The following is a 21,422-nucleotide window of genomic DNA, read 5'->3' as shown; positions in this document are numbered from 1 at the left end:
AGGCTCCGGGGAACGTTCGCGCGTCCCCTGCCCGCTCACCCCCCAAGATTCAACCTAGCATGGCTTAACCGGCGCGCTTGAACGCCCAGCTGACGTTCGCCCCGCCCGCGGGCGATTCGCCGCTGACGACGAGCTGCATCGTCGCACGCGGGCGTCCCTCGGCGTCGATCCACACGCTTTCCTCGACCGCCAGCATCCCGCCGCGGCAGCGGAACTGCCACAGACCGCCGCCGGGCAGCCGCAGCAAAGCGGCAAGGCCATCGGCGGTCGGCGAGACCTGGATGCCGAGCCCGAGATGGAAGCGGATCGCAAAGCCCGTCGCGGTCAGCTTGCGGCGCTTGGACGCGGGCAGCAGCATGTCCTCGCCGCGCAGCTCGGCGCCGTCGCGAGTCAGCGTCATCTGGCGGCGGTGGAGGAAGCCGAAGCGGCGCGCATAGCCGTCATGGCTCGCCTCGATCCGGCTGCCGGCATCGCTCTCCTGGCGCGCGAGCTCGACTTCGCCGACACCGCGACCGAGCGTGCCGTCGGCATGGATCGCGGTCGAATTGCTGTCGCCGACGATCAGCGTCGAATGCGCCGCGGTGGTGCGCAAGCCCTCGGCGAGCGCGGGCGGAAGCTGGAAGACCCCGGTCCGCGCGCCGCCGCAATTGACGACGATGCGGTTGGCCCCGTCGGACAGTTCGAACGCCAGCGTCGAGGCGCAACCGCCCTCGACCAGCCGCGCGATCGGCGGCGGGGCGGCGTCGACGATCGCCACGACATTGCCCGCGGCGAGCCGCTGATAGCCCCAGTCGCGCGCCTGGCGCAGCGGGCGCGTGCGCACACCCGAGGCGGCGATGATCTGGTCGAGCGTATCGGCGCCGATCGGCCCGCCGCCCTGCCAACTGCTGACATCGCGGTCGCCGTGACAGATGCCGAGCAATGCCGGCATCAGCGACGCCAGTGCGCTCGCGATGCAGGCGGGAGCCTCGATCTGGCGCGCGGCATACACTTCGCGCAAGGCGGTGAGCAGCATCACCATGTCGACTTGCGCCGATGGCGAGCGTGCGACATTGCCGCCATCCTCGAAGATCGACACCGCGAGCCCCTTGGCGAGCGCCGCCTCGACCGCGGCGCGGCGCGGATCGCCGCCGGCGATCAGCAAGCCCGCCGCGACGACGCCGCACAGTGCCGCGATGCGCGGTGCGCCAGGCGCGACCTTTTCGGCGCCGCGATCGATATGCCGTGCGCCGCGCGCGAGCGTGTTGAGCACGCTGCTGCGATAGACGAGATCGGCCGACGACAGGATCAGCGGGGCGTGCGCCGTCCAGAACAGGATCCGGCGACCCCACAGATCGGCGCGCCACGCGGGTTCGCTGATCTTCTCGGCATGGACCGCGAGCCATTTGCGCATCAGCGCTTCGGCGATCGGCGTCGCCTGCGCGCGCGTCGCGACGGTCGAGAGATCGCGCAGCCAGGCGAAGCTGTGGAGATAGTCGCTGAAGGCGCGCGAAAAATCGGGCTTGGCGAGATCGAGCGTCGCGATCTCGCGGCTTTCGCCGCGGAAGGTCAGCGTGCCCTCGAGCAACGCCTTCCCGCGCTTGACGTCGCCCAAGAAGGGGTCGTCGGGGACTGCGGTGAGCTTGAGCGGATGGCGGCCTTTCAGCCGCATCCCGTGGATCGGCGTGCTCCAGGTCAGCCGGTGAAAGCGCTCCGAGAGGCGTTCGGCGAGCGACAATCCCTTGTCTCCTCCCAGCCGGACGAGCCGCTTGCCCTCGTCGATGCTGTCGCGCAGCATGTCCTCATCCGTCGCTGCCGGCGAGCCGAGCGGGGGCAGATCGCGGCTCCTAACCACGCAAGGCCGCGATGTTGGCGGCGTACGCATCGGGTCCGCCACGGAAGGTCGCCGTGCCCGCGACCAGCGCATCGGCCCCGGCGGCGATCGCGCGTGGGGCGGTGGCGTGGTCGATCCCGCCATCGACTTCGAGATCGACGCTGTAGCCGCCCTTGTCGATCATCTTGCGGATCGCCTCGATCTTGCGCAGCGAACTTTCGATGAACGCCTGCCCGCCGAAACCGGGATTGACGCTCATCACCAGCACCAGATCGACTTCCTCGAGCAGATAGTCGAGCGCCTTGGCGGGCGTTTGCGGCGTGAGCACGACGCCCGCGCGCTTGCCGAGCTGGCGGATGTGCTGGAGGCTGCGATGCGTGTGCGGCCCGGCCTCGACATGGATGCTGATCGTGTCGGCGCCGGCCTCGGCGAACGCCTCGAGATAGGCGTCGACCGGCGCGATCATCAGATGGACGTCGAGCGGCTTGGTCGTGTGCGGGCGGATCGCCTTCACCACGCCCGGCCCGATCGAGATGTTGGGGACGAAATGCCCGTCCATCACGTCGACATGGATCCAGTCGGCGCCGGCGAGATCGATCGCGCGGACCTCCTCGCCAAGCTTGGCAAAATCGGCGGAGAGGATCGACGGGGCGATGCGGACGGGAAGCTGGCTCATGGTCGTTTAGCCTCTAGCATGGTCGCAGGCGTGGGCAAGCAACGCTTAACCCTGTCGGCGCAGGCGCGCGATGAAGAAGCCGTCATTGCCACCAGGATCGATCATGCCGGGCAAGGTCCGCACCCAGCCGCCGGGAGTGGGGACGATCCCTGCCGGCAGTTCGTCCTGCGCCACGGGGACGATGCTGTAGTCGGGGCGGGCGGCGAGGAATTTGGTGAGCTGCGCCTCGCCCTCGGCGGGTTCGAGCGAGCAGGTCGCGAAGACCAGCGTGCCGCCGGGCCTGACCCAATCGGCGGCGCGCGCGAGCAGTTTCGCCTGCAGCGCGGCCAGCTCGGCGATCTGCGACGGGCGCACGCGGTGGAGCACGTCGGGGTGACGGCGGAAGATGCCCGTCGCGCTGCACGGCGCATCGAGCAGCACCGCATCCACGGGTGCCGGCGGCGACCACAGCAGCAGGTCGGCGGTGATCACGGTGGCGGTGAGGTGCGTGCGCTCGAGATTTTCGTGAAGTCGCGCAAGACGACTTTCCGACGAATCGATCGCGGTGACGCTCCAGGCGGCGCTCGCAAGCTGCATCGTCTTGCCGCCCGGCGCGGCGCACAGGTCGAGCACGCTGCCCGGCCCCTTGCCAAGCAGCCGCGCCGGGAGCGAGGCGGCGATGTCCTGCACCCACCAGCTGCCCTCCTCGAAGCCCGGCAGCTCGGGCACATGCGCCGAAGGCAAGCGGACATGCCCCGGCAGCAGAGATACGCCGCCGAGCGTTTCGGCCATCGCATCGGTCGTCGCTGGGTCGGCGAGCGTCAGGTCGAGCGGCGGCGGGGCGGCCATCGCGCGCTCGGCGGCTTCGATGCCGTCGTCGCCCCAGGCGGCGTGCCAGCGGATCGCGACCGGATCGGGCAAGGTCGGCTGTTCGGGCAACTGATCGCCGCCGCGCATCAGCGTGCCGAACACGCCGTGGACGAGCTTGCGTGGACCGCCATCGACGAGCGGCAGCACGGTCGAGATCGCGGCATGCGGCGGCGTGCCGAGCGACAGCGCCTGCACCAAAGCGATGCGCAGCGCGAAACGCGCCTTGGCGTCATCGGGCAGCCGAGTCTTGGTCGCCGAGTCGATCAGCGCATCGAGATCGGGGAGGCGGCGCAGCACTTCGGCGGCGATCGCATGGGCAAGCGCGCGGTCGTCGCTGCGCTCGATCCCGGCGGTGGCGCGGCCGATCGCGGCTTCGAGCGGGAGGCCTTGGCGCAGCACGGCGTCGAGCAAACGCAGCGCGGCACGCCGTGCGGGGACACCGGGCGGATCGACCGGTTCGGGTTTCGGCATGTAGCGACGTGGCGGCGGAAGGGTCAAAAGCTTGAACTCTGTCTAAAGGCCGCCGATGTAGCGGGGGCGCACCTGTCGTGCATCAAGGACACTCCATGGCCGTTCGCCCGCCGCATGTGAAGCCACCCGCCTATCTCAGCAAGAGTCCGCCGGTGCCCGAACCCGATTCCGTCCCGCTCGCGCCCAAGGGGCAAAGTGTGAAAGGCGACCCCGATGGGCTCGACCCGACGCGTTACGGCGATTGGGAAATGAAGGGCATCGCGATCGATTTCTGAGCGGCACGATCGCCCACTCCGTCCGTCATCCCCGCGAAAGCGGGGATCCCGCTGCCTGTTCCCCCGCTGAGGAGAAGAAGCGGGACCCTCGCCTTCGCGAGGGTGACGGGGCGTTAGACGTGCGGATGCTTTAGCAACGCCGCCAGCTTGACGACGGTGTTCCAATTTCGCGCGGTTGCGAGCTTGGGAAATTTGAGCTTCGCCATCGCCTGCGGGAGCTTCGACGCGCCGATCCCGTCGATATAATCGACGTAGAGCTCGCGACCCTGCGCCACGACCGTCTCGCGGCCCTGATAAAGATCGGGCAGCGCATCGGGCAGATCGGTCGGCATCGAGTCGCGGTGAAACAGCACCACGACATGATTCGGTCGCGTGAGCGTCGCTTCTGGAAACGGATTGGCAGCGATGACCGCCTGCAAATCGGCGGCGCTGCGGACGATGACGTCAGTCTCGAGGCCATAAGCGGCCAACGCGGTCTCGAGTCTCGACTCGACCTTGGCGCCGTCGGTCTCGTCGCACGCGAACACGACATTGCCCGAGGCGAGCAGCGTTGCCACCTCACGATAGCCCAGCGCTTCGACCAGCGCCTTCAAATCCGCCATCGGCAGCTTGCGCCCGTTGAGGTTGACCCCCTTGAGCAATGCCGCCCAGCGCATCACTCGCGCGTCAACGGGCGGGCGAGCAGCGCCCCGATCACCGCCTGGACCTCGGCGCCGTCGAGCAAGGCACACACCGCCTCGACCACCGGCATGTCGACGCCAGCCTCGGCTGCCGCCTCGCGCAGCACCGGCGCGGTGAAGGCGCCCTCGGCGACGGTCAGCCGATCGGACAGCAGGTCGGCGGCGCGCTTGCCCTGCCCCAGCCCAAGCCCGAGCGAGAAATTGCGCGATGCGGTCGACGAGCAGGTCAGCACGAGATCGCCGAGCCCCGATAGCCCGCTCAGCGTCTCGATCTGCGCGCCGCGTGCGACGCCGAAGCGCGTCATCTCGGCGAAACCGCGCGCGATCAGCGCGGCGCGCGCATTCTGCCCGAGCCCCGCGCCCTCGACCACGCCGCACGCGATCGCGAGCACGTTCTTGACCGCGCCGCCGATCTCCGCACCGATGACGTCATCCGACGCATAGGGTCGGAAATTCGGTCCGGCGAGGCGATCGGCGAGCGTCGCGCCGATCGCCGGATCGGCGCATGCAAGCGTCACCGCGGTCGGAAGACCGGCGGCAACCTCATGCGCGAAGGTGGGGCCCGACAGCACCGCGATGGGGGCGGCGGGGTGCAGCGCCCGCGCGACTTCGCCGACGAGCAGCCGCGTGCCGGCCTCGATCCCCTTGGCGCAGAGCACGAGTGGCGTTTTGCCGACGGGGGTTTCGGTCAGCACCGCGCGGACATGTTGTGCCGGCACGACGACCAGCAGCGCGTCGCAGTCGGCAAGATCGGCCAGCGCGGAGGTCGCGCGGATCGACTGCGACAGCGCGACCCCGGCGAGGAAGCGCGTATTTTCATGCGCATCGTTGATCGCGCCGACGACTTCGCTCTCACGCGCCCATAGCGTGACCGGAGCGCCGCCGCGCGCTGCGACTTGCGCCAGCGCAGTGCCCCAGGCGCCGCCGCCGATGACCCCGATCTTCATGCCTTCACCCCCGCCCCACGCACAGCCTCGGCGCCCGGATCGAGCGGCCAGCGCGGACGTGGCGCGATATCGAGCGGATCGGTGAGACCGGCGGCGAAGCGCTCCGCCCCCGCCCAGCCGATCATCGCGGCATTGTCGGTGCACAGCCACAAGGGCGGCGCGACGAAGCGCAGGCCGTGGTCGCTCGCCAGCCCGCTAAGCGCAGTGCGCACTGCGGTGTTGGCAGCGACCCCGCCCGCGACCACCAAGGCGGTCGCCCCACCGGCGTGGTCGAGCGCGCGGATCGTCCGGTCCAGCAGGCAATCGACCACCGCCGCCTGGAACGAAGCGGCGATGTCATCGACCTCCCAGGTCTTGGCGTCATGCGCGCGCACCACCGCGCTTTTCAGCCCGGCAAAAGAGAAATGCGGCTCGGCCGAGCCCTTCATCGGCCGCGGCAGCGGCACGATCGGGCGCCCGCGCGCGGCGGCGGCTTCGACTGCGGGGCCGCCTGGGAAGCCGAGCCCGAGCACCTTGGCGGTCTTGTCGAACGCCTCGCCCGCGGCGTCGTCGATCGTCGTCGCGAGCCGGCGATAGCGCGCGACGCCCTCGACGAGCAGCAACTGGCAATGTCCGCCCGAGACGAGCAGCAGCAGATAGGGAAACGCGAGATCGGGATCCGACAGCCGCGGCGAGAGCGCATGGCCCTCGAGATGGTTGACCGCGATCAGCGGCTTGCCCGCGGCATGCGCGAGCGCCTTGCCCGTGACGAGCCCGACCATCACGCCACCGATCAGCCCCGGCCCGGCGGTCGCCGCGATCGCATCGACTTGGTCGAGCGTGACGCCGGCATCGGCGAGCGCGGCCTCCACCAAGGGGGCGAGCACTTCGACATGCGCGCGCGCGGCAATTTCGGGGACGACGCCGCCAAACGGGCGATGCGCCGCCTCCTGCCCGGCGAGCCGGTGCGCGAGGACGCGGCGGTCGGAGGTGACGAGCGAAGCCGCGGTTTCGTCGCAGCTCGATTCAAGGCCGAGGATCAATGCCATGTCCTCGCCTGTAGCGGCTTGGAGGCGGCTTGTCGAAGCCGAGACGCTTCGCCACAGTGGCGCAAAAAGGGAGGGACTTTCTTGACGCACCCCCAGCTCAAACTCGGCACGCGTGGATCGCCGCTCGCGCTCGTCCAGGCCAATATGGTGCGCGACGCGCTGTGCACCGCGCATGGCTGGCAGATCGACGCGATCGAGATCGTCCCGATCAAGACGACGGGCGACCGCGTCCAGGACGTCGCGCTCGCCGAGATCGGCGGCAAGGCCTTGTGGACCAAGGAGCTCGACCGCGCGCTGCTGTCGGGCGCGATCGACTTCGCGGTGCATTCGATGAAGGACGTCGAGACGGTGCGACCGAGCGCGATCGCAATCGCCGCGATGCTGCCGCGCGCCGATGTTCGCGACCGGCTGATCGGCGCGCCGAGCATCGAAGCGCTGCGCCCCGGCGCGGTGATCGGGACGAGCTCGCCGCGTCGCGTCGCGCAATTGAAGCGGCTGCGACCCGATTTCGAGACCGTCCTCTTCCGCGGCAATGTCGACACGCGCCTCGCCAAGGTCGCCGCGGGCGAGGTCGATGCCTCGATGCTTGCGGCAGCCGGGCTAGACCGGCTCGGGCGCCCGGGCGTCGGGGTCGGAATCGAGATTGACGTCATGCTTCCCGCACCCGCGCAAGGCGCAGTCGGGATCGAGGCGCGCGCCGACGATACCCGTATGCGCGACTGGCTCGGCGCGATCGACCATGCGGCGACACATCTGTGCGTGCTGGTCGAACGCGGCTTGCTCGCGGCGTTGCAGGCCGACTGCCATTCGCCCGTTGCCGCGCTGGCGACGCTCGAGGGCGACAGCATCGTGCTGCGCGCCGAATTGTTTGCCGAGGATGGCAGCGCGCATGTGAGCGGCGAGATGCGTGGCGCGATCGGCGACGGGACGTTTGCCGATCGGCTTGCCGCCGATTTGCTCGCGCGGGCGCCCGAGGCGGTACGGCGTTTGTTCGCGGCGTGACGCGCGTGCTCGCGGTGTTGCGCCCCGAGCCGGGCAATGCCGCGACCTGCGCGCGCGCCGCCGAGGCTGGATTCGCGACACTGTCGTTGCCGCTGTTCGCGGTGGAGGCACTCGACTGGGACGTCCCCGATCCCGCGCAGCACGACGCGCTGATCCTGACCAGCGCCAACGCCTTGCGCTTTGGCGGCGCGGGGATTGCTGCGCTGACGGGCCTGCCGGTGCTCGCGGTCGGCCCGCATACCGCCGCTGCGGCGCGCGCCGCGGGGTTTGACGTCATGGCCATCGGCAGCGGCGACGGCGCGCAGATCGCGTCGGTCGCGCACGCGCATGGCATCCGCCGGGCCTTGCATCTGACCGGACGCGACCGGACGCTCGCTGCAGGCGGCGCGATCGCATGCGTGCTGCCGGTCTATCAAAGCGTCGCAGTGCCCGTCGCGCCCGACGCGCTTGGCGCGCTCGACGGGACGATCGCCTTGCTCCACTCGGCGCGCGCCGCGCGTCGGCTCGAGACGCTGGTGACAGCGGCCGGGCTCGAGCGCTCGCACATCGCCATCGCTGCTTTCAGCGCAGCGATTGCCGCGACGCTCGGCGCGGGCTGGGGCGGCGTGGTGGCCGCCGCGACGCCCGACGATGCGGCACTGTTTGCCGCTACGCTCGCTTTGCCGAGGGCGACGGGCGATTGACCGCCCGCGCCGACGCCCCGATAAGGCGATGATGGACGAACCCGCCCTCCCCGTCCCCGATCCCGCTTTGCCCGGATCGCCCAGCCGTGATTCGGCTTTCTCCGACCGACCCGCACCGCGCTTGCTGCCGCCGCTTTCCGCGCCGCCCCCACTCCCACCCCCGCCGCGCTCCGCGCGCGGACCCGGCTGGCGCGCGGGGATCGCGCTTGCGCTGATCGCCTTTCTGGTCGGCGCGGGGCTCGCCGCGCTGCTCGTGGTCAAATACGTCAAGACCGATGCCAAGCCGATCGCCACGGTTACGGTCCCGGTCGGTGCTAATGGCCAGGCGCCGCTCGTCATCGTCCCCAACAAGGCAGCCGTTGCGGCGCCCGCGCTCGAACTCGCTGCGCTGACGACGCGCGAGGCCGCGCTCGCCGCCGAGCTCGACGCGCTCGAAGCGCGCGCGGGGGCGATCGACCGCGATTCGCAGCGCGCCTCGACCTATGCGACGCGCAGCCAGGCGCTGATGATCGCCTTCGCCGCGCGCCGTGCGATCGACCGCGGGCTCAATCTCGGCTTCCTGGAGGGGCAGTTGCGCTCGCGCTTCGCCGCGCTGCAGCCTGCTGCGGTCGCGACGATCATCCAGGCGGCACGCGCGCCGGTGACGCTCGAGGATCTGCGCGCCGGGCTCGATGGCGTCACGCCCGAGCTGCTTACGGGTGCGGCGAGCAACGGCTGGTGGCAAAGTCTGCGCGACGAGCTTGGCCATCTGATCGTTTTACGCCGTGCGGGAAGCCCGTCGCCGCTGCCGGTCGATCGCGTCGCGACCGCGCGGCGGTTGCTCGAGGCGGGCAAGGTCGAGGCGGCGCTCGCCGAGGTGTCGCGGACGCCCGGCGTCGCGTCGGCCGGTCGCTGGACGAGCGCTGCACGGCGCTATGTCGATGTCCGCCGCGCGCTCGACACGATCGAGAGCGCGGCGATCCTCGCGCCGGGGGTCGATACCGTCGCCCCGCAGCCGCAAGCCGCGCCGGCCCAAGCGCCCGCTACCCCGGCTGAGGCAACGCCTTAAGCGCCGACGCGCTCGATCAAGGCCATCGCACCATGCGGTGCGCGGACTTTCGCGCCGTTGATGAAGAAAACGAAGGTTTCGCGCGGCGTCTTTGGCGCTGGGTCGGCGAGATAGGGCAAGTCGACGGGCGCACCGCCCTCGGCCCAGCGTCGTGCCGCGCTTGCCCAGCGATCGAGCGCAGCGGGCGAATAGCCCGCGGGCTCTTCCTCGACCGCGGCCTCGAGCCGGGCATAGACCAAGTCCCCCGACACATCGGCGATCGCCGGATAGTCGGTCGAATCGGCATAGACGATCGCCACCCCGGCGGCACGCGCGAGCGCGACGAATTCGGGTGTCTGGAAGCTTTCGTGGCGGACCTGAACCGCGTGCCGCAGCGCGACGCCGTCCTGCTTGGCGGGCAGCAGCTTGAGGAACGCGCCGAAATCGTCGGGATCGAATTTCTTGGTCGCCATGAACTGCCACAGGATCGGCCCGAGCCGATCGCCGAGCTCGACGATCCCCTGCCCGGTAAAGCGCGCGATCGACTCGCCCGCTTCGGCGAGCACCTTGCGATTGGTGCAATAGCGCGACGCCTTGAGCGCGAAGACGAAGCCGTCGGGCACCGCCTTCGCCCAGGATGCGAAGGTCGCTGGCTTTTGTGAGGAATAATAGGTGCCGTTGACTTCGATCGCGGTGAGCTTGCTCGCGGCATAATCGAGCTCGCGCTTGTGCGGCCATTTCTCGGGGAAGAAACTGCCGCGCCACGGCTCGTAGGTCCAGCCGCCGATGCCGACGCGGATGTCGCCCGGTTTCATCGGCTCACGCTGCCATCGCCGCGTCGCTGACGAACATGTTGGTCCGACGCTCGTGCGCAAAGGTGCTTGGCTGGCCGTGGCCGGGAAGGAAGGTCGTGTCGTCGCCGAGTGGCCACAGCTTGGTCACGATCGATTCGAGCAACTGCGGATGGTTGCCGCGCGGGAAATCGGTGCGGCCGATCGAGCCCGCGAACAGCACGTCGCCGACGATCGCCAGCTTCGACGGCCCGTGATGGAAGATGACATGACCCGGCGTGTGGCCCGGTGTCTCGTACACATCGAGCACCAGATCGCCGACGCTGACGGTGTCGCCCTCGACCAGCCAGCGGTCGGGTTCGAAATTGATGCCGGCGATGCCGTATTGCGCGCCGCTCTCGGAGAGCGAGCAGGTGAGGAAGCGGTCTTCCTCGTGCGGGCCCTCGATCGGCACGCCGAGCTGGTCGGCGAGGGGCTTGGCCTCGCCGCAATGGTCGATATGGCCGTGCGTCAGGATGATTTTCTCGACCGTGACGCCGTGTTCCTGCGCCGCGGCGAGCAGCTTGGGGAGGTCGCCGCCGGGATCGACAAACGCGCCGCGCATCGTCGCGGTGCACCACAGCAGCGTGCAATTCTGCTGGAGCGGTGTGACGGGAATGATCGCGGCGCGGAGCGGCGGCAGGGGGGCTTGGGTGCTCATGCGTCCGAGATACGGCGGACCACCGCGAAAACCAAGGGTTGCCCCGGGCAGCAAAGCCGGGGCATCTGCGAAACGACATATGGTGACGCGTCTTTCCCCGCCTTTCGTCCTGCTCGACGATGCCCGTGACGGCGGCGCACCGGCGCGGCTCTATCGCGATCCGGTGCGGATCGTCGCGGCGTGGACTCTCGCGCAGATCGCGCCCGCGCTGGCCGAACTGCGCGCCGCCCGGCGCGACGGGCTCCACGCGGCGGGGTTCCTGTCGTACGAAGCGGGGGCGGCGTTCGAGCCAGCGCTCGCCGAGCCGGCGGAATCGGACATGCCGTTGCTGTGGTTCGGGCTGTTCACCGACTTTGCCGAGATCGCGCGCGAGGATGTTCCCGGCCTGTTGCCCGATCCCGCAGGCGCTTGGATCGGCGCGCCCGAGTCGACGATCGACAAGCGCCATTACGACACGCAGTTCGCAGCGGTGCAGGCGCTGATCGCCGCCGGGGATCTGTATCAGGCCAATCTCACGCATCTCGGCCAGATCGCGCTGCTCGGGGATCCGCGCTCGGCCTATGCGCGGTTGCGCGAGAGTGCACGCGCGGGGTTCGGGGCGCTGATCGACACTGGCGCCATGGCGGTGCTCTCGCTTTCGCCCGAACTGTTCTTCGCGCTCGAGGGGGAGACGCTGACGTGTCGCCCGATGAAGGGGACGGCACTGCGCGGGGCCACCCCGGCCGAGGATGCCGCCGCCGCGCGCGCGCTCGCCGACGATCCCAAGCAGCGCGCCGAAAATCTGATGATCGTCGATCTGATGCGCAACGATCTTGCGCGGGTGGCGCGCGCGGGTTCGGTCGCGGTGCCGCATCTGTTCGAGGTCGAGCGCTATCCGACCGTCCACCAGCTCGTCTCGACCGCCACCGCGCAGATCGCGCCCGAGACCGATGCAATCGACGTGCTCGCCGCGTTGTTTCCGTGCGGGTCGATCACCGGCGCGCCGAAGATCGCGGCGATGCAGGCGATCGCCGAGATCGAGCAGGGGCCGCGCGGGCTTTATACCGGGGCGATCGGCCGTTTCGATGCTGACGGCGATGCGATGTTCAACGTCGCGATCCGCACGCTGACGCTGCCGCATGGCGCGAGCCACGCGCGCTACGGTGCAGGGGGCGGGATCGTCGCCGATTCGCGCGCCGCCGACGAATGGGACGAAGCCAGGGCGAAGACCGCCTTTATGACGCGCGATCCGCGGCCGTTCGACCTGATCGAGACGATGGCGTTCGATCCCGAACACGGCATCTTGCGGCTCGACCGCCATCTCGAGCGGCTGACCGCGAGTGCGCGCGCGTTCGGTTTCGCGTTCGATCGGCACAGCGCGCGCAATGAATTGCAGGCGGCGACCTTCCGGCTGCGCGCGGGGCGCAAGGTCCGGCTGCTGCTCGCGCGCAGCGGCGCCGTGGCGATCGAGGTCGCGCCGCTGCCCGCGGTGCGCGATGCGCCGCTATCGGTCGCGGTGGTGCCGTTGCCCGTCACGCCGGCGGATATCCGCTTGCGCCACAAGACCAGCGACCGCGGCTTCTACGATGACGCGCGGCGCGCGGCTGGCTGCGACGAAGTCGTGTTCGTGAGGCCTGACGGGCGGCTGACCGAAGGGAGCTTCACGACGCTGTTCGTGCCGCGCGGCGACACGCTGGTGACGCCGCCGCTCGCCGACGGACTGCTGCCTGGCGTGCTGCGCGCCGATCTCGTCGCGCAGGGCCAAGCGATCGAGGGGGACCTCACCGAGGCCGATCTGACGCAGGATTTTTTCGTCGGAAACGCCCTGCGCGGACTGATTCGTGCGCGGCGCGTGGTTGCGACAAACGCTTCGGCACGATAAGCGCTCGCGCGAACCCGCCGCACCGCGGCATTTCCGCAAGGTCCTTCACATGCAGCCATCCGCCGCGCTCGTCCGCATCAAGCCCTCGCCAACGCTTGCGATCACGACGCGCGTCCAGGAGCTGAAACGCGCCGGCGTCGACGTGATCGGCCTTGGTGCGGGCGAACCCGATTTCGACACGCCCGATTTCATCAAGGACGCCGCGATCCAGGCGATCCATGACGGCAAGACCAAATACACCAATGTCGATGGCACGCCCGAGCTGAAGGCCGCGATCGTCGCCAAGTTCGCGCGCGACAACGGCCTCCATTACACGCCCGACCAGATCACGGTGAATGTCGGCGGCAAGCACACGCTGTTCAACGCGATGGTCGCGACGCTCGACGCCGGCGACGAAGTCGTCATCCCGGCACCCTATTGGGTGAGCTATCCCGATGTCGTGCTGTTCGCGGGCGGCACGCCGGTGTTCGTCGCGGCGGGCGCGTCGCAGGGCTACAAGCTGCTTCCCGAGCAGCTCGAATCGGCGATCACGCCGCGCACGAAGTGGGTGATCCTCAACTCGCCGTCGAACCCGACCGGCGCTGCCTACACCGCCGCCGAGTTGAAGGCGCTCGGCGAGGTGCTCGAACGGCATCCCCACGTTTGGATCTTCGCCGACGATATGTATGAGCATATCCTCTACGACGGCTTCGAATTCGCGACGATCGCGCAGGTCTGCCCGTCGCTCTACGAGCGCACGCTGACCGCCAACGGCTGTTCGAAGGCCTATGCGATGACCGGCTGGCGGATCGGCTATGCCGGCGGCGCGTCGTGGTTGATCAAGGCGATGGCCAAGCTCCAGTCGCAATCGACGAGCAACCCCTGCTCGATCGCGCAGGCCGCGGCGACGGGCGCGCTCAACGGCGACCAGAGCTTCCTCAAGGATTGGGCGCGCGTCTTCCAGGGGCGGCGCGATCTGGTGGTGTCGATGCTCAACCAGGCCGACGGCATCACCTGCCCGCGGCCGCAGGGCGCGTTCTACGTCTACCCCGATCTGTCGGGCGTGATCGGTAAGTCGACGCCTGCGGGCAAGTTGATCGATACCGACGAAGCGTTCGTCGGCTATCTGCTCGACGATGCCAAGGTCGCGGCAGTGCAGGGCGCGGCGTTCGGCCTCTCGCCGGCGATGCGGATTTCGTACGCGACGTCGGACGCGCTGCTCACGCAAGCGTGCGAGCGGATCCAGACGGCGTGCGCGGCGCTGCGCTAACGGTCAGTTTCCGTTAACGCTGGGTTGCCAATAAGCCGCTTGCGAAACGATCCCGAGAAGCCGATTTGCTGCACCGCAGCGATTCGGCACGGGGCCGGACGCGAAAGGTCAGAAGCAATGCGTAGCGTCTTGAAGTCCGATTTCCTGTGGAAGTTCGTCGGTGGGTTCGCGCTGGGTGCGCTGGCGCTCGTGACGCTGCATCCGATGGAACCGGCGCGCGCCGCGACGGCGAGCCAGGTCGCCGCCGCACGCTAAACGACCTTCAGGCGTCGAGACTTTTCGACGCTTGCTCGAACATGTCCTTCGACAGACCCGGCGTTTTGACGATCCGCGCCAGTTCCGCCCGCATCATGCCCCCGCGCGCTGCATCGTAGCGCTGCCAGCGTCCAAGCGGCGCGATCAGCTTGGCGGCAGTCTGCGGATTGATCCGGTCGAGCGCGATCAGCTGCTCTGCAAGCAAGCGATACCCCGACCCATCGACCGCATTGAACGCGCGCTGGTTCACCCCGAACGCCCCGATCAGCGCGCGCGCGCGATTGGGGTTGGTGAGCGTGAAAGCGCGATGCCGCAGCAATTCGGCGACCATCGCGCCGGTATCGTCACGCGGTGCCATCGCCTGCACCGAGAACCATTTGTCGAGCACCAGCGCATTGTCGCTGTAGCGATTGTAGAAGATGTCGAGCGCTGCAATGCGTTCGGCCGAGTCGCCGGCGACCAGCGTGGTCAGTGCGCTCTGCCGGTCGGTCATGTTGTCGGCGGCCTCGAACTGCGCGAAGGCGAGCGCGGCGGCATCGCTCGCCCCCGAAGCGGCGATGTAGCCGAGCGCGACCGATTTGAGCCGGCGTAGGCCCTTCGCTTCGGGGGAGTAGACATAGCCCGAACCCGTCGCCTGTGATTCGTCGTACGCGGCGCGCCAGTCAGCCTCGAGCGTCCGCCCGATCTCGCGCCGCAAGGCCTCGCGCGCGCGGAAGATCGCCTCCGGGTCGACGACCGCCATCTGGTCACCGATGAAGCTTTCCGACGGAAGCAGTACCGCCTCGGCGATGAACGCCGGATCGAGCGTCGCGTCGGCAAGCGTCCCCGCGACTGCCTTGACGACCGCAGCGGTGTCGGCGCGATTGTTGCCCGCAGCGGCGACCAGCGTATCGAGCATCAATTGCTGCAACGCCTCGTAGCGCGCGAACGGATCATCGTCATGCGCGCCGAGAAAGGCGAGGTCGGCGGCGGTGCGGTCGGTTTCGAGGATCGCGGGAGCGGAAAAGCCACGGTTGATCGACAGCACCGGGCGTTCGGTGACCCCTTCGAACACGATGCGTTCCTCGGCATCGGTCAGCAGGATCGTCTGTTCGGGCGCGACGGTCTGCGCGGTCTCGGCCCCGAACAGCTTGATGCGCAGCGGCAGCACGAGCGGCAGCTTGTGCTCCTGCCCCGGCGTGGGCGGCGTGCGCTGTGCGAGCACGAGTTCGGCGCGGCCCGAGCCTTCGGTGTGGTGCAACGACGCGGTGACGCGCGGCGTGCCTGCCTGGCCGTACCAGCGGCGGAATTGCGTCAAGTCGATGCCGCTCGCGTCCTCGAGGCTCGCGACGAAATCCTCGCAGGTCGCGGCGGTGCCATCGAAGCGGTCGAAATAGAGATCGGTCCCGGCGCGGAATTTCTCGCGGCCGAGGATCGTCGCAAGCATGCCGATGATCTCGGCGCCCTTGTTGTAGATCGTGGCGGTGTAGAAGTTCGAGATTTCCTGATATTCGTCGGGGCGGATCGGATGCGCGAGCGGGCCGGCATCCTCGGGGAATTGCGACGCGCGCAAGCCCCGCACGTCCTCGATCCGCTTGACCGCGGCCGAGCCTTGGTCCGCCGAAAACGCCTGGTCGCGATAGACCGTGAAGCCTTCCTTCAACGACAGCTGGAACCAGTCGCGGCAGGTGACGCGGTTGCCCGACCAATTGTGGAAATATTCGTGCGCGACGACCGCGGCGATCGCGTCGTAATCGTAATCGGTCGCAGTGTCGGGATCGGCGAGGATGTAGCGCGAGTTGAAGACGTTGAGGCCTTTATTCTCCATCGCACCGAAGTTGAAATCGTCGACCGCGACGATGTTGAACACGTCAAGATCATATTCGCGGCCATAGACGCGCTCGTCCCATGCCATCGACGTCTTGAGCGCGTCGAGCGCATGATGCGTACGGTCGATATCCGCGGCGCGGACCCAGATGCCGAGCTCGACCTCGCGCCCCGACATCGTGACGAAGCTGCCGCGATTGACCGCGAGCTCGCCCGCGACGAGCGCGAAGAGGTAGCACGGCTTGGGGAAGGGGTCGCGCCACTCGGCCCAATGCCGTCCGCCTTCGAGCTCGCCCGCCGCGATCGGATCGCCATTGGCGAGCAACACGGGATAGCGCGCCTTGTCGGCGCTCATACGGACATGATAGCGGCTGAGCACGTCGGGCCGGTCGGGGAAATAGGTGATGCGGCGGAAGCCTTCGGCCTCGCACTGCGTGCACAGATTGCCGCCCGAGGCGTAGAGCCCCATCAACTGCGTGTTGCGTTCGGGCGCGATCTCGACCTCGGTCTCGATGACATGCGCCGAGCCGCTCAGTGGCAGGACCAGCGTCTCGCCGTCGAGCGTCCAGTCATTGACCGCGACGCCGTCGACCTTGACCGACAGCAGGGTCTGGCTGGCGCCATCGAGCCGCAGCGGACGCTGATGCAGATCGCCGCGCTGGACGTGCAGCGTCGCCTTGACGCGCGTTGCCGCGGCATCGAGCGCAAAGTCGAGCGCGATTTCGGGCACTTGCCAGTCGGGCGGCGTATATTCCGCACGGCGCGTGACATGGGGCTGGGCGAGGCTGGTCTGGAGATCGAGCATTGACCAAGATGTAGGGTGGCTGTTTGCCGCTCGCTACCGAAATCGCGCCGTTTGTGCGTGCGCGGCGCTGTGCTACCGCGCTCGTACAGATGATGAGGGCAGACATGAAGATCCGGTTCCTTGCGCTGGCGGCGATCGCGATGACGCCGGCGGCGAGCGCGCAGGACGCGCCGCTGCCCGACGATCAGGCCGCGATGAAGGCGCATGTGCTGTTCCTCGCTTCCGACGCGTTGCGAGGGCGCGACGCCGGGAGCCCCGAATACCGGATCGCCGCCGAATATGTCGCGGCGCAATTCTATGCCGCGGGGTTGAAGCCCGCAGGCGACGGCGGCAGCTATATCCAGAAGGTGCCGCTCGTCAGCTATCGCGCGGCGGACAAGGGCGACGTCGTGCTGACGCGGCCCGGTGCGGCGCCGCTCGGGCTGGTATTCGGCGAGGACTATATGCCGGGTGTGGTGGCGGGCGCGGCGCAGACCGCGCTCGATGCGCCGGTGGTGTTCGTCGGCTACGGGCTGGTCGCGCCCGATTACAAGCGCGACGATTATGCTGGCGTCGATGTGCGCGGCAAGATCGTCGCGTTTTTCGGCGGCGCGCCGCTCAGCTTCCAGAGCGAGGAGCGCGCGCATTTCTCGAGCCCCGCGACCAAGGCGGTGATCGCCGCGGCGCACGGCGCGGTCGGCGCGATCGTGCTCACGCGCGCGACGCTGCCGCAGGGCGGCGCGAGCTTCGACCGGCCGCGCACGACCTGGGCGCGCGCCGATGGGACGGGCGATTCGCCCGGCGTGCCGATCCTCGCGACGTTGAGTGGTACGGGCGCGGCCAAATTGTTCGCGCAGGCCAAGACGCCGTGGTCCGCGATCGCGGCGCGCGTTGCCGACAGCAACGCGACCTTTCGCGCGATGCCGCTCAACATCGGGGCGACGGTCGCGCTGAAGACGCGCTTCGAGCCTGCGATGAGCGGCAATGTCGCGGGGCTGATCCCCGGCAGCGACCCCAAGCTCGGCAAGGAAGTGGTCGTGCTGTCGGCGCATCTCGACCATCTCGGCGTCGGCACGCCCGATGCGAAGGGCGACGCGATCTACAACGGCGCCGAAGACAATGCCGTCGGCATCGCCGCGCTGATCGAGGAAGCGCGGCGCTTCAAGGCGTCGAGCAAGCCCCCGCGGCGCTCGATCCTGTTCCTCGCGGTCACCGCCGAGGAGAAGGGGCTGGTCGGCTCGGACTATTTCGCCAAGCACCCGACCGTGCCGATCCAGTCGATCGTCGCCGATGTGAACCTCGACATGCCGATCCTGTCCTACGCGTTCGAGGACATGACGGTGTTCGGCGCCGACCGCTCGACGCTCGGGCCGATCGTCGCGCAGGCGGTGGGGACGCTCGGCGTCACGATGTCGCCCGATCCCGATCCGGCGCAGGGGATCTTCGTGCGCTCGGACCATTATCGCTTCGTCCAGCAAGGCGTGCCTTCGGTGTTCCTGTGGCCGGGGCAGAAGGGGCCGGGCAAGGCGGCGACCGCCGATTTCTTCGCGCATCGCTATCACCAGCCGTCGGACGATCTGGCGCAACCGATCGACTGGCGGCAGGGCATTCGCTTCGTCGACGCCAATTACGCGATCGCCCGCGCGATCGCCGATGGCGATGCGCGGCCGCGCTGGAACAAGGGCGACTTCTTCGGGTTGCTCTATCATGGCTATGGCGCGAGATAATTTCGGTTCCCCGGCGAAGGCCGGGCCCCAGGCTGACGGACGGAATGGGCGAGCGCAACGGTCTTTGCAGCAGCCTGCGCTGCTGCGCCCCGGCCTGCGCCGGGGAACTGCTAAGGGCATGACATGCGTCTCCTGATCTTTGGGCTCGGCTACACCGCGCAAGTGCTGGCCGCGCGGGTGCGCGCGGCGGGCTGGCAAGTCGTCGGCACGACGCGCGATGGCCGCGGCGACACGCTCCGCTTCGAGGACGGCGCCGCGATCGCGCGCGAGACCGCGGTCGCGACGCATGTGCTCTCGTCGGTCCCGCCGTCGGGCGAGATCGATCCGGTGCTTGTCTCCTACGGTCCAGCGCTCGCACGGAGCGGGGCGTGGCTCGGCTATCTCTCCTCGACCGGCGTTTACGGCGATGCGGCGGGCGCGTGGGTCGATGAAACCGCGCCGATCGGCACCGGCCGCCGCAGCGCACGCGCCGAGGCGGATCGCGACTGGCTGGCGCTCGGTGCGCGCGTATTCCGCTTGCCGGGGATCTACGGCCCCGGCCGCTCGCCGCTAGACCGCGTCGCGAGCGGCGCTGCGCACCGCGTCGAATCGCCCGGCCAGGTGTTCAGCCGCGCCCATGTCGACGATATCGTGTCGGGCGTGATTGCGGGGTTCGATGCTCCGGCGGGAGCGTACAACCTCGCCGATGATGTGCCGGCGAGCCAGAACGACGTCATCGCCTTTGCCGCCGCCCTGCTCGGGCGCGATCCCCCCCCGTTCGTGCCGCTCGACTCGCTCTCGCCGATGGCGCGCGGTTTCTATGCCGAGAATCGCCGCATCGCCAACGCCAAAGCAAAGCGCGTGCTCGGCTGGCGCCCGGCGTATCGCGACTATCGCGCGGGCCTGCGCGCCCTCAAAGCGATGACCAGCCCGCCGATCACCAGCGCCGCACCCGCGCCCGCCAGCAGCGACCAGCGATAGCCCTCGAACAGCGTCGACAGGCACATCGCGATGACGGGCACGAGCACGCCCGAATAGGCCGCCTTGGCCGGACCTATCACGCGCAGCACGCCGAAATAGAGCGGGAAGGCGATCGCCGAGGCGAACACTCCGAGATACAGCGTCGCCGCAAGATAAGGGAGCGTGAGCTCGATCACCGGCGGTCCCGTCGTCACCCAGGCAAACGCCCCGTCGAACGTGGCACCGAGCAGCATCGCGACCCCGAGCATCGGGATCATCGGATAGGCGCGCGCGGTCTGCGTGCCCTGCATCACGTTCGCCGAGGAGGCCGAGAAGATCGCCAGCAGCGTGAAGCCAATCCCGGTCAGCGCCTCGATCGGCCCGTGCGGATCGATCCGGATCTCGCGCACGAACAGCAGCGTGACCCCCGCCATCGCCACCGCCATGCCGATAATCAGCTGCCGCCCGAGCTGCTGCCCCAGGAAGATCCGCCCGAACACCGCATTGGGCAGCAGCATCAGCGCAAACACCACCGCGACCAGCCCCGACGTAATGTGCATTTCCGCGCGATAAACGAAGTTGAAGTTGAGGCAGAATTGCGCGAGCCCGAGCACCGCCGCGAAGCACAGCCCACGCGCATCGAGCCGCAGCGATTCACGCCGGATCAGCGCATAGCTGCACATGACAACGCCAGCGACGAGGAAGCGGTACGTCACCGACCAGCTCGCCGGCACCACGCCGAGCTGCCCGCGAATGACGAGCCAGGTCGAGCCCCAGATCAGCGTGACGATCCCGAACGGAATCAGGATCGCGAGCTTGCTCGAACTGGGCGTCGGTCCAGTGCTCAAAGCGCCGCGATCGCGTCGGCGAGCGGCCGGATGTCGGCGGGATCCTGGTTCCACGAGATGACGAGCCGCGCTTCGCCCGGGCCCCAATCGTAGAAATCGAAGCCGAGCGCGCGCAGGCTCGCAGCTTCGGCGGCCGACACGCGGATGAACACCTCGTTCGCCTCGACCGGATGCACCAGCCGGTCGCCCGCCGCGGCGGCGAGCAACGCTGCGCCGGTGTTGGCGTTACGCGCAAGATCGAGCCACAGATCGCCCTCGGTCATCGCGAGCAATTGCGCCGCGAGGTAGCGCCCCTTGCACAGCAGCATTCCCGCGCGCTTGCGGCGGTAGAGCGTCGCGTCGGCGAGGTCGGTATCGAAGAAGATCAGCGCTTCGGCGTTCATCCCGCCATTCTTGATGAAGCCGAAGCTCAGCGCGGTGACGCCGGCACGCCACGTCACGTCGGCGGGCGCGCACTCGAGCGAGGCGACCGCATTGGCGAAGCGCGCGCCGTCCATATGCAGCCCGAGCTTGCGCGCCTTGGCGAGATCGCCGATCGCAGCGACCTCGGCGGGCGAATAGACGCGGCCATATTCGGTCGCATTGGTGATCGAGATCGCATGCGGCTGCGTCTGGTGGACGTCGTAGCGCGTCGCATCGAGCACCGCGCTGATCGTTTGCGGCGTCAGCTTGGCGCCGTCGCCATCGGCGAGGAACAGCTTGGCGCCGTGCGTGTAGAATTCGGGCGCGCCGCATTCGTCATTCTGGATATGCGCGTCGCGGTGGCACACGATGCTGCCATGCGGCGGGCACATCGCAGCGAGCGCGAGGCAGTTCGCCGCAGTGCCAGACGGCACCCACAGCGCGCGCACCTCGGTCTCGAACAGCTCGGAAAAGCGCGCGTCGAGCGCCTTGCTCCAGCGATCGCCATCATAAGCGGTGTCGAGCACGTTGGCGTCGGCCATCGCGGTGAAGATCGCCGGGTGGACCGGGGCGGCATTGTCGGAGAAGAAGCGCATGCTGCGGTCTTGC

20 protein-coding genes are annotated in these 21,422 nt (G+C 68.9%); 9 read left to right on the top strand and 11 right to left on the bottom strand.

The features are described 5' to 3' along the window. Positions 1-64: 64 nt before the first annotated feature. Genes IE187_RS12160 through IE187_RS12150 form a run of 3 tightly spaced genes read right to left on the bottom strand, consistent with a single transcriptional unit; the run spans position 65 to position 3,809 of the window. Positions 65-1,777: a heparinase II/III family protein gene (locus IE187_RS12160; RefSeq protein WP_189676478.1), complete on the bottom strand. Its 1,713-nt coding sequence runs from the start codon at positions 1,775-1,777 to the stop codon at positions 65-67. Positions 1,778-1,826: 49 nt separating this feature from the next. Continuing rightward, a complete protein-coding gene (rpe, locus tag IE187_RS12155; RefSeq protein ID WP_133191327.1) occupies positions 1,827-2,489 on the bottom strand; it encodes a ribulose-phosphate 3-epimerase in 663 nt (220 codons plus the stop codon). A gap of 45 nt (positions 2,490-2,534) precedes the next feature. After that, positions 2,535-3,809 carry an RsmB/NOP family class I SAM-dependent RNA methyltransferase gene (locus IE187_RS12150; protein WP_189676477.1) on the bottom strand — a complete coding sequence of 425 codons (1,275 nt, stop codon included), beginning with the start codon at positions 3,807-3,809 and terminating at the stop codon, positions 2,535-2,537. Positions 3,810-3,904: 95 nt separating this feature from the next. Between IE187_RS12150 and IE187_RS12145 the strand changes: the two genes are divergently transcribed. After that, positions 3,905-4,084, top strand: coding sequence for a DUF1674 domain-containing protein (locus IE187_RS12145; protein WP_133191329.1), 180 nt, complete (start codon positions 3,905-3,907; stop codon positions 4,082-4,084). A 113-nt stretch (positions 4,085-4,197) separates the two neighbouring features. Here the strand turns inward: IE187_RS12145 and IE187_RS12140 are convergent, their stop codons facing one another. From IE187_RS12140 to tsaD, 3 genes are read right to left on the bottom strand one after another with little or no spacing between them, the layout of a single operon-like run. After that, positions 4,198-4,740 carry a DUF1697 domain-containing protein gene (locus IE187_RS12140; protein WP_189676476.1) on the bottom strand — a complete coding sequence of 181 codons (543 nt, stop codon included), beginning with the start codon at positions 4,738-4,740 and terminating at the stop codon, positions 4,198-4,200. Next, positions 4,740-5,711 (bottom strand): NAD(P)H-dependent glycerol-3-phosphate dehydrogenase, encoded by a 972-nt coding sequence (locus IE187_RS12135; protein ID WP_189676475.1) that lies wholly within the window; start codon positions 5,709-5,711, stop codon positions 4,740-4,742. Before IE187_RS12135 ends, IE187_RS12140 begins: the two co-directional genes overlap by 1 nt. After that, complete coding sequence (gene tsaD / locus IE187_RS12130; RefSeq protein ID WP_189676474.1) at positions 5,708-6,739, bottom strand: tRNA (adenosine(37)-N6)-threonylcarbamoyltransferase complex transferase subunit TsaD; 1,032 nt, start codon at positions 6,737-6,739, stop codon at positions 5,708-5,710. The genes IE187_RS12135 and tsaD overlap by 4 nt, the downstream gene beginning before the upstream one ends. An 81-nt stretch (positions 6,740-6,820) precedes the next feature. Between tsaD and hemC the strand changes: the two genes are divergently transcribed. From hemC to IE187_RS12115, 3 genes are read left to right on the top strand one after another with little or no spacing between them, the layout of a single operon-like run. Continuing rightward, on the top strand, positions 6,821-7,741 hold the full coding sequence (hemC, locus tag IE187_RS12125) for a hydroxymethylbilane synthase (RefSeq protein ID WP_189676473.1): 921 nt from the start codon (positions 6,821-6,823) through the stop codon (positions 7,739-7,741). Continuing rightward, positions 7,738-8,424, top strand: a complete 687-nt coding sequence (locus tag IE187_RS12120; protein WP_189676472.1) for a uroporphyrinogen-III synthase — start codon at positions 7,738-7,740, stop codon at positions 8,422-8,424. The genes hemC and IE187_RS12120 overlap by 4 nt, the downstream gene beginning before the upstream one ends. Positions 8,425-8,452: 28 nt before the next feature. Next, positions 8,453-9,472: a hypothetical protein gene (locus IE187_RS12115; protein WP_229839385.1), complete on the top strand. Its 1,020-nt coding sequence runs from the start codon at positions 8,453-8,455 to the stop codon at positions 9,470-9,472. Here IE187_RS12115 and IE187_RS12110 read toward each other — a convergent pair. Both IE187_RS12110 and IE187_RS12105 read right to left on the bottom strand, forming a co-directional pair. Further along, positions 9,469-10,266 carry a DUF72 domain-containing protein gene (locus tag IE187_RS12110; RefSeq protein WP_189676471.1) on the bottom strand — a complete coding sequence of 266 codons (798 nt, stop codon included), beginning with the start codon at positions 10,264-10,266 and terminating at the stop codon, positions 9,469-9,471. The genes IE187_RS12115 and IE187_RS12110 overlap by 4 nt on opposite strands. Positions 10,267-10,270: 4 nt before the next feature. Continuing rightward, on the bottom strand, positions 10,271-10,942 hold the full coding sequence (locus IE187_RS12105) for an MBL fold metallo-hydrolase (RefSeq protein ID WP_189676470.1): 672 nt from the start codon (positions 10,940-10,942) through the stop codon (positions 10,271-10,273). A 79-nt stretch (positions 10,943-11,021) separates the two neighbouring features. Between IE187_RS12105 and pabB the strand changes: the two genes are divergently transcribed. The 3 genes from pabB to IE187_RS12090 all read left to right on the top strand — a co-directional run bounded on the left by pabB (position 11,022) and on the right by IE187_RS12090 (position 14,307). Next, a complete protein-coding gene (gene pabB / locus IE187_RS12100) occupies positions 11,022-12,803 on the top strand; it encodes an aminodeoxychorismate synthase component I (protein WP_189676469.1) in 1,782 nt (593 codons plus the stop codon). A 49-nt stretch (positions 12,804-12,852) separates the two neighbouring features. Then, positions 12,853-14,052, top strand: a complete 1,200-nt coding sequence (locus tag IE187_RS12095) for a pyridoxal phosphate-dependent aminotransferase (protein ID WP_189676468.1) — start codon at positions 12,853-12,855, stop codon at positions 14,050-14,052. 117 nt (positions 14,053-14,169) lie between these two features. Next, positions 14,170-14,307, top strand: coding sequence for a hypothetical protein (locus tag IE187_RS12090; protein ID WP_189676467.1), 138 nt, complete (start codon positions 14,170-14,172; stop codon positions 14,305-14,307). Positions 14,308-14,314: 7 nt separating this feature from the next. Here the strand turns inward: IE187_RS12090 and pepN are convergent, their stop codons facing one another. Then, on the bottom strand, positions 14,315-16,918 hold the full coding sequence (gene pepN / locus IE187_RS12085) for an aminopeptidase N (RefSeq protein ID WP_189676466.1): 2,604 nt from the start codon (positions 16,916-16,918) through the stop codon (positions 14,315-14,317). A gap of 104 nt (positions 16,919-17,022) precedes the next feature. Here pepN and IE187_RS12080 point away from each other — a divergent pair, with 104 nt between their 5' ends. Together IE187_RS12080 and IE187_RS12075 are read left to right on the top strand one after the other, a co-directional pair. Continuing rightward, positions 17,023-18,624, top strand: coding sequence for a M28 family metallopeptidase (locus IE187_RS12080; protein ID WP_189676465.1), 1,602 nt, complete (start codon positions 17,023-17,025; stop codon positions 18,622-18,624). A gap of 123 nt (positions 18,625-18,747) precedes the next feature. Beyond that, complete coding sequence (locus IE187_RS12075; protein WP_189676464.1) at positions 18,748-19,584, top strand: Rossmann-fold NAD(P)-binding domain-containing protein; 837 nt, start codon at positions 18,748-18,750, stop codon at positions 19,582-19,584. Here the strand turns inward: IE187_RS12075 and IE187_RS12070 are convergent. Together IE187_RS12070 and IE187_RS12065 are read right to left on the bottom strand one after the other, a co-directional pair. Then, positions 19,494-20,411, bottom strand: a complete 918-nt coding sequence (locus IE187_RS12070) for a DMT family transporter (RefSeq protein WP_189676463.1) — start codon at positions 20,409-20,411, stop codon at positions 19,494-19,496. The two genes, IE187_RS12075 and IE187_RS12070, sit on opposite strands and share 91 nt — an antisense overlap. Continuing rightward, positions 20,408-21,409, bottom strand: a complete 1,002-nt coding sequence (locus tag IE187_RS12065; RefSeq protein ID WP_189676462.1) for a threonine aldolase family protein — start codon at positions 21,407-21,409, stop codon at positions 20,408-20,410. The genes IE187_RS12070 and IE187_RS12065 overlap by 4 nt, the downstream gene beginning before the upstream one ends. Between the last annotated feature and the right edge of the window lie 13 nt (positions 21,410-21,422).

This window comes from Sphingomonas glacialis (assembly GCF_014653575.1).
In the GTDB taxonomy this organism is placed as follows: domain Bacteria; phylum Pseudomonadota; class Alphaproteobacteria; order Sphingomonadales; family Sphingomonadaceae; genus Sphingomonas; species Sphingomonas glacialis.
Note: the sequence above shows the minus strand (reverse complement) of the source record. Positions and strands in the feature narration are given on the sequence as shown.

Bases quoted from the DNA above. Each gene is read 5' to 3' on its own strand.
- IE187_RS12160 (WP_189676478.1), bottom strand. From the start codon at position 1,777: ATGCTGCGCGACAGCATCGACGAGGGCAAGCGGCTCGTCCGGCTGGGA.
- rpe (WP_133191327.1), bottom strand. From the start codon at position 2,489: ATGAGCCAGCTTCCCGTCCGCATCGCCCCGTCGATCCTCTCCGCCGAT.
- IE187_RS12150 (WP_189676477.1), bottom strand. From the start codon at position 3,809: ATGCCGAAACCCGAACCGGTCGATCCGCCCGGTGTCCCCGCACGGCGT.
- IE187_RS12145 (WP_133191329.1), top strand. From the start codon at position 3,905: ATGGCCGTTCGCCCGCCGCATGTGAAGCCACCCGCCTATCTCAGCAAG.
- IE187_RS12140 (WP_189676476.1), bottom strand. From the start codon at position 4,740: ATGCGCTGGGCGGCATTGCTCAAGGGGGTCAACCTCAACGGGCGCAAG.
- IE187_RS12135 (WP_189676475.1), bottom strand. From the start codon at position 5,711: ATGAAGATCGGGGTCATCGGCGGCGGCGCCTGGGGCACTGCGCTGGCG.
- tsaD (WP_189676474.1), bottom strand. From the start codon at position 6,739: ATGGCATTGATCCTCGGCCTTGAATCGAGCTGCGACGAAACCGCGGCT.
- IE187_RS12115 (WP_229839385.1), top strand. From the start codon at position 8,453: ATGATGGACGAACCCGCCCTCCCCGTCCCCGATCCCGCTTTGCCCGGA.
- IE187_RS12110 (WP_189676471.1), bottom strand. From the start codon at position 10,266: ATGAAACCGGGCGACATCCGCGTCGGCATCGGCGGCTGGACCTACGAG.
- IE187_RS12105 (WP_189676470.1), bottom strand. From the start codon at position 10,942: ATGAGCACCCAAGCCCCCCTGCCGCCGCTCCGCGCCGCGATCATTCCC.
- pabB (WP_189676469.1), top strand. From the start codon at position 11,022: ATGGTGACGCGTCTTTCCCCGCCTTTCGTCCTGCTCGACGATGCCCGT.
- IE187_RS12095 (WP_189676468.1), top strand. From the start codon at position 12,853: ATGCAGCCATCCGCCGCGCTCGTCCGCATCAAGCCCTCGCCAACGCTT.
- IE187_RS12090 (WP_189676467.1), top strand. From the start codon at position 14,170: ATGCGTAGCGTCTTGAAGTCCGATTTCCTGTGGAAGTTCGTCGGTGGG.
- pepN (WP_189676466.1), bottom strand. From the start codon at position 16,918: ATGCTCGATCTCCAGACCAGCCTCGCCCAGCCCCATGTCACGCGCCGT.
- IE187_RS12080 (WP_189676465.1), top strand. From the start codon at position 17,023: ATGAAGATCCGGTTCCTTGCGCTGGCGGCGATCGCGATGACGCCGGCG.
- IE187_RS12075 (WP_189676464.1), top strand. From the start codon at position 18,748: ATGCGTCTCCTGATCTTTGGGCTCGGCTACACCGCGCAAGTGCTGGCC.
- IE187_RS12065 (WP_189676462.1), bottom strand. From the start codon at position 21,409: ATGCGCTTCTTCTCCGACAATGCCGCCCCGGTCCACCCGGCGATCTTC.